Raw genomic sequence first — 6682 nt, 5'->3', positions numbered from 1 at the left:
TTCCCTGTACTTTTACCTCTGCCTTTAACCAGGCATACACCACCGGGGCTGCCACCAGTCCTGCAATACCAAAGACCGCTTCAAGAAGCAGCATGGCGCTCAATAGTTCCCATGCCGTTGCCTGCACCTCATGTCCGACGATCCTCGCATTCATGAAATATTCAGCCTTATGTATCAGCACCAGAAAGAGCAGTGAGGCCACACCGACTCCCAATGAAAAGCCAAGACCGATCACCACAATGACAGAGTTTGAAACAAGGTTACCCACCACCGGCAGCATGCCGACTGCAAAGGTCAGCAGGACCAGCATGGTTGCCATAGGCAGCTGAACACCGAACAACGGCAGGGCGACAAGCAGATAAACCGCTGTCAGGGCGGCATTGAGGCCGGATATCTTGACCTGTGCAAAGACCACCTTGTCAAAGGCGACAGAAAGGTTTCCCAGTCTTGCACGCATGGCACCGATAAAGGGTGAAACCTTTTCATGTTCATTAAAGTGATGCACGGCAGCCATACCGCCAACCACCATACCCAGGATGATATGCGCCAGAAACTTGATCCCCTCCAGCCCGACTATGGACAGTTTCCGGGCATGAGCTCCCATAAGTGAGACCAGGTTTTGGCGCAAATCCTCAATGGTTGTCGGCAACGCTTCCGCAATTTGTTCCGGAAGCGTTTGACGGAGACTTTCCAGCGTATCAACCACTGTTGTCAACAATGCAGCAATAGCCTGGCTGCTGCTGACATAGGACCAAACAAGACCACCAACACTCATCAGGCAGGAGATGACACAGACAACCACGACTCCCAGGGCAACCTTATGGGCAAAACGGTTCATATTGCGGGGCAGGTGCCGTGCAAGCTTCAGCGTCAGTACATACACAGCCAGACCGGCAAATGCTGCCGGTACCAGATGAAAATACAGAACCGCCAGTGTGGCAGCAACAGCCAGCAAATTGCTGATGGTAACAGGTCTCATTATAGATTTCCCCGGCTACATGGATTTATTTTGCAAGCTGCTTTAGTACCTGCTCCAGCTTACGCAACTCTTCTCCGTAGCCGGTCCAGTTGCCTTGCCGTTGCATGTTGATCGCTCGCTCATAGATACTCATGGCCTCCTTTGCCAGGCTTGCCGGAGATGCTTTCGTATCCGCTACGGCACCAGCGACCGGTGCGGCAGCAGCCTTCTTGCCACCAAAGATCCTTTGCAGGGCCAGTTCCAGGGTCTCTTCCATCACCACTTCGTCGCCAAAGGCTACAATCACCCGCCGCAGTTCCGGCAGACCGGATTTGTCGGCAGCCAGGAACAGCGGCTGCACATACAGCAGTGACTTTTCAATCGGGATCACCAACATACTGCCCCGGATTACCTCCGACCCCCGTTGGTTCCAGAGAGTCAATTGCTGCGAGATGTAGGAGTCCTGATTGATCCGGGCATCGATCTGCTTCGGCCCGTAGATCAGGCGATCCCGCGGGAAAGTGTAGGCCTTGATCTTGCCGTAGTTCTCTCCGTCACAGCGGGCAGTCAGCCAGGCAGCCAGGTTATCCCGCTTGGAGGGGCTGAACGGCAGCAGCAGGATATACTCCTCTTTCTTTTCCCCCGGCAGCTTCATGATGGTGTAGTACGGCTCCATCTGCTTTTCGCCAAGGGTCGGTATCTCCCAGAGGTTTTCCTTGTTGTAGAACACCTTCGGGTCGGTCATGTGGTAGGTACTGAACATGGCCGCCTGCACCTGCAGGAACTGGTGGGAATAACGGACATGGGCCTTTAGGCCGTCCGGCATGGAAGCCATCGGCTTAAACAGCGCGGGGAAGATCCGGCCATAGACCTTGAGCACTACATCATCGGGATCACTGATATAGAAATCAACAGAGCCGTCATAGGCATCAATCACCGCCTTGACCGAGTTACGCATGTAGTTGATGCCGCCCTTCAGCGGCTTTGAATAGGGCAGCCGATACGAATGGGTGTAGGCATCGATCATCCATTTCAGCTTGCCCTTGTCATCCACCACCATGTAGGGATCAGCGTCAAAAAGCAGGAACGGCGCCAGCGCCTTGACCCGCTTGCTGATGTTCCGGTTATAGAGTATCCGGCTTTCACTGGTAATGTCTGAGGAGAGCAGGATCTTTTCCGTTTTGAAGTGGGCGGCATAGAGTGCCTTTTTCAGCAGGGAATCAATCTGCACACCGCCCTTGCCATTGTAGGTGGTATTGATGTTGCCGGTGGCGGTGGGGTAGCTGAATTCAGGGACCCTGGTCTTGACGATCACATAGTCATTGGAAAGTTCGCCAAAGTAGATCTCCGGTCTGGTGACCTTGATGTCAGCCAGGCTGACTGCAGGAATGTCCTTGATATAAAACTCCGGCAGACCTTCCTTGCTGATCCGGCTGACCGGCCCCATGGTGATGCCGTTGCCGTGGGTAAAGACCAACCGTTCGTTGATCCAGTTTTTACTGGGCAGGTCGGCATAGGAGAGCTCTCGTGGTGACAGCATGACCTGGCTGTACTGGCCATTAACCATATAACGGTCATTGTCCACATCAAAAAACTTGTAGTAGGTCCGGATCTGCTGTAGCTGGCTGTAGGTCTTGAGCAGCGGGGCATGGTCCCAGAGTCTGATGTTCTTGATGGTGGCGTCGTTGGTGGCGATGTCAGTTGCAGCGAGCCTGGTATCAACATCAAACGGTACGGTTTCGATCTTGTTCAGATCATAGCCCAGGCGGGTAAAATTGATGTTGTGCTCGATGTAGGGGGTTTCAAGGGCCAGCTCATTGGGGGCCACCTTGAATTTATGCAGCAGCGCCGGGTAGCCCCGCATGCCAAGCAGGTACGCGGCTACCATGATAATTGGTGGCAGCACTACCAAACGCCAGACTCCTTTCCATAATCCGAATGCCAGGATGGCACCGGCCAGCGGAGTGATAAAGCTCAAGGCGGTAAGGGTAGTCAGGCGGACATTGACATCAACATAGCCCGCGCCGTAGAAGGCACCTTTGTTGCCGTACAGCAACCCGAATCCCTCCAGATAGAAACCAATGGCAAGTACGCCGGAGAAGAGGAAAAGTAGCACTGCCAGGTGTCGGCGAACCTGCTCGGCAACCAGCAGGCCGCGCAGGGTCAGTGCGATACCACCACGGATGTAGTAGACCACAACGGTTACCAGTAACGTTGCCAGCAGCATGAAGTTAAGATAGCCCCTGAGCAGTTCAAACAGCGGCAGGCTGAACAGATAAAAACCGATATCCCTGCCGATCACCGGATCAGCGGTGCCAACACTGACCCTGTTGATAAACAGCAGCACACTTTCCCACTGCATCGCGCCGAACTGTCCCGCAAACAAGGCAAGACCGGCTGCAATCACGATACCGACCGGCCTGACCATCGGCAGGGCTTGATGCCGCTGCAATCTGATGGTGCCAGCTTCTATGAACTCTCCGGCATGGGGAAAATCAGCCTTGTTTGCATAGAGCAGGTTGGGAACCAGAAAAGCGAACATGCACAAGCCGAACAGCAGACCTACGCCGGTCTGGGCATACAGCTTGGTCACAAATACCGATGAAAACCCGGTTTCCACAAAGAACAGCCAGTCGGTGTAGTAGTTGAGCAGATAGGTCAGCGCTGGAACAACGATAAAGAGCACAAACAGGATCGGCGTGAGTCGGTTTTTAAACATAATGATTCCTCTGTGTGCATTGCACGGTCTCAGTTAGTACCTTTGCCCGGATAAACCTGCAGCGGTTGCCAGGAGCCTGAAAACTTCGTTACTTCATTCCGTAGCCAATCCAGCCGTTCACCGGAAGCGGGGTGGGTGGAAAGTATGGCAGGTGGCGATCCCCGTTTTTCTGAAGCAAGCCTCTCATAGAAGCGTAGCATTCCTTCGGGCGATATCCGTGCAGCCATAAGCAGCCTGAGCCCCTCAGCATCGGCCTCCCGTTCAGCATCACGGGAAAAACGGAGTTCGGTGAGCCTGGTTGCCCCATCAGTGAATACGCTGTCCGATAAATCGCCAAAGGTCATGCTCACAGCCGCCCGCAACCCAAGGCCCTTGACCATCCCCACCAGACTGTGACGCAGTTCGGCATGGGCAACCTCATGGGCCAGCACACCGGCAAGCTCTTCCGAAGAAGCAACGGAATTCAGCAGCCCCCGGAATACTACCACCACGCCGCCTGGAGCAGCAAATGCATTCAGATCCGACCGTTCGGCGACAAACCAGCGGTAGGTATGGGCAGAACCTGTAGTAAGCCTTTTACCGATGTTTCTGATGGCATCAACGTCAGGCCCGCTGTCCAGTATCTTCATCTGAAGCCGGCTCTGCGCCAATACCATGTCTCCCAGACGCGCTTCATGGGCCACCGGAATACGTTGTACAACCCAGGAGGCGATACGGTCACGGTTTAAAAGAAACAGCACTATCAGTAACAGCGGCAGCAGTATAATAAAGCTGAGCAGAGCGCCGCCCATCTTAAAACGGCGCTCCAGACGGTTCCGTTTCCTTGTTATACCGTTAAACTGCTCACTGATTTGAGGCGGTGCCGTGGCCTTGCAACGGGCCTGTTCGTCTCCTGCATCAACAATAAATGCCCAGCTTGCGTCACCATCCTGCCAGGCGATTCTGAGCCCGCCGGCATTGAATCCGCCGCTTGTAACTGACGGTTGTTCAGCGTTCAGGATACCGAGCCCCGGATCCAGAGGTAATATCCTTAAACCTCCAGTCAGTTCCCAGGCGGCTCCCGCAGCAACTCCTGCGCCGGCAATGCCGGGCCCGAAGAGTCTGCCAGTAAATACGCTGTCAGTCATCACTGCTGCCAAGGATGCCACCCAACACACCGGCACCAAGTAGTGAGCTTTGATCAGCGGAACGGCCGCCGGCCGCCGGAGCCGACATGATGATCCGATTGGCCAGACGGGACAGTGGCAGGGATTGCAGCCAGACCTTGCCCGGCCCGCTTAAGGTGGCAAAGAACAGACCCTCGCCACCGAAGATGGCTGACTTGATCTTGCCGACGTATTTGATGTCAAAATCCACCGACGGCTGGAATGCAACCACGCAGCCTGTGTCAACACGTATGGTCTCGCCAGGGACCAGCACCTTTTCATGCAGAGTGCCGCCAGCATGGATAAAGGCCATGCCGTCGCCATCAAGCTTCTGCATGATGAAGCCTTCGCCGCCGAACAGTCCGGTGCCGATCTTTTTCTGGAATGCTATGCCGAGGGAGACCCCCTTGGCTGCACAGAGGAAGGAATCCTTCTGGCAGATCAAGGTGCCGCCGACTTCCGTCAGATCTACCGGAATAATCTTGCCTGGGTAGGGAGCTGCAAAGGCGACCCGCCGTTTGCCACTGCCTTCATTATGGAATACGGTGGTAAACAGACTTTCACCGGTCAGCAACCGTTTGCCGGCACCCAGCAGTTTGCCCATGAAGCCGCTTGTCTGCTGGGAACCGTCGCCAAAGACCGTATCCATCTGGATATCGTCCTGCATGTACATCATGGCCCCGGCTTCACCTATGGCCGCCTCACCCGGGTCAAGCTCCACCTCCACAAACTGCATCTCGGCACCAAAAATTTCATAATCAATTACGTCCATTGCCATGTCTGACTACCTCCTTTGAGTTGCATTTGAGTTTGACTGCAAACATTCCAACAATCTGAACGTATGGTTATTGCAGTGATATCTCGACAAATATCAGCTACTCATACCGGCGCTTGGCTGCGGCCCCCTGCGGCTATATACACGGCGTCTGCCACTGCTGAATGAACTTTCGGATCAAGTATCCCCGGAACCAGCTCTCGATTACCTGCATGATCGGCAATTGCTCGTGCCGCAGCAAGCAGCATCGGTTTGTTGATGGCGGTTGCGCCGGAATCGAGCGCTCCCCTGAAAATACCGGGGAAGGCCAGGGCGTTGTTGACGCTCTTGCCGTCTGCCGCAAACGCCGCCCCGGCTGCCATTGCCGCCTCCGGACGTATTTCCGGGTCAGGATTGGACAGAGCCAGAATAATCTGTCCCTGTTGTACCATTTCTGGTTTGATTAGTCCCGGACAACCGGTGGTGGCGATAACAATCCCGGCATCATGCAAGACTCCGGAGAGATCCGTGGCCCTGCCGCCAAGAGCCCCCAGCATCTCTTTGGCACCCTCATTCAGGTCCGTGCCGATAACCTGTTTTACGCCGTGGGCCATGAGCAGTTTTGTAATACCGATGCCGGCAGCGCCAAGGCCGATGATCCCGACCGTCATCTCTGAAAGGTTGATACCGGTGATCCGTGTCGCATTAAGCAGGGCAGCAAGAACTACAACCGCCGTGCCGTGCTGGTCGTCATGCATGACCGGGATATTGAGCATCTCTGAGAGGCGTTGTTCGATTTCAAAGCAGTCAGGAGCGGCGATGTCTTCAAGCTTGATCGCGCCGAAAGTCGGGGCGATGTGCCAGACAGTCTCAATGATATGCTCGATATTTTTGCTTTTCATCAGGATTGGAACCCCTGAAATCCCCACAAGGTGGTCAAATAGCACCGCCTTGCCTTCCATTACCGGCATGCCGGCAACCGGGCCGATATCCCCAAGGCCAAGAATTGCGGTGCCGTTGGTGATGATCGCTACGCTGTTGCTGATGCCGGTATATCTGGCTGCCAGTTCAGGCTGCCGCTGGATTTTACGACAGATGGATGCAAC

At 54.8% G+C, this 6682-nt stretch carries 5 protein-coding genes; all 5 read right to left on the bottom strand.

Annotated elements, in window-relative coordinates:
* Positions 1-979: AI-2E family transporter (locus OEL57_RS12495; protein ID WP_300740860.1), on the bottom strand; the 979-nt coding region annotated here is incomplete at its 3' end.
* A gap of 25 nt (positions 980-1004) precedes the next feature.
* Positions 1005-3677: a UPF0182 family protein gene (locus OEL57_RS12490; protein ID WP_300740859.1), complete on the bottom strand. Its 2673-nt coding sequence runs from the start codon at positions 3675-3677 to the stop codon at positions 1005-1007.
* 29 nt (positions 3678-3706) lie between these two features.
* A complete protein-coding gene (locus OEL57_RS12485; protein WP_300740858.1) occupies positions 3707-4804 on the bottom strand; it encodes a M48 family metallopeptidase in 1098 nt (365 codons plus the stop codon).
* Positions 4797-5600: a TIGR00266 family protein gene (locus OEL57_RS12480; protein ID WP_300740857.1), complete on the bottom strand. Its 804-nt coding sequence runs from the start codon at positions 5598-5600 to the stop codon at positions 4797-4799. Before OEL57_RS12480 ends, OEL57_RS12485 begins: the two co-directional genes overlap by 8 nt.
* 101 nt (positions 5601-5701) lie before the next feature.
* Positions 5702-6682, bottom strand: a 981-nt coding sequence (locus OEL57_RS12475; protein WP_300740856.1) for an NAD(P)-dependent malic enzyme, incomplete at its 5' end; no start/stop codon positions are given.

The organism is Trichlorobacter sp. (assembly GCF_030247655.1).
In the GTDB taxonomy this organism is placed as follows: Bacteria; Desulfobacterota; Desulfuromonadia; order Geobacterales; family Pseudopelobacteraceae; genus Trichlorobacter.
Note: the sequence above shows the minus strand (reverse complement) of the source record. Positions and strands in the feature narration are given on the sequence as shown.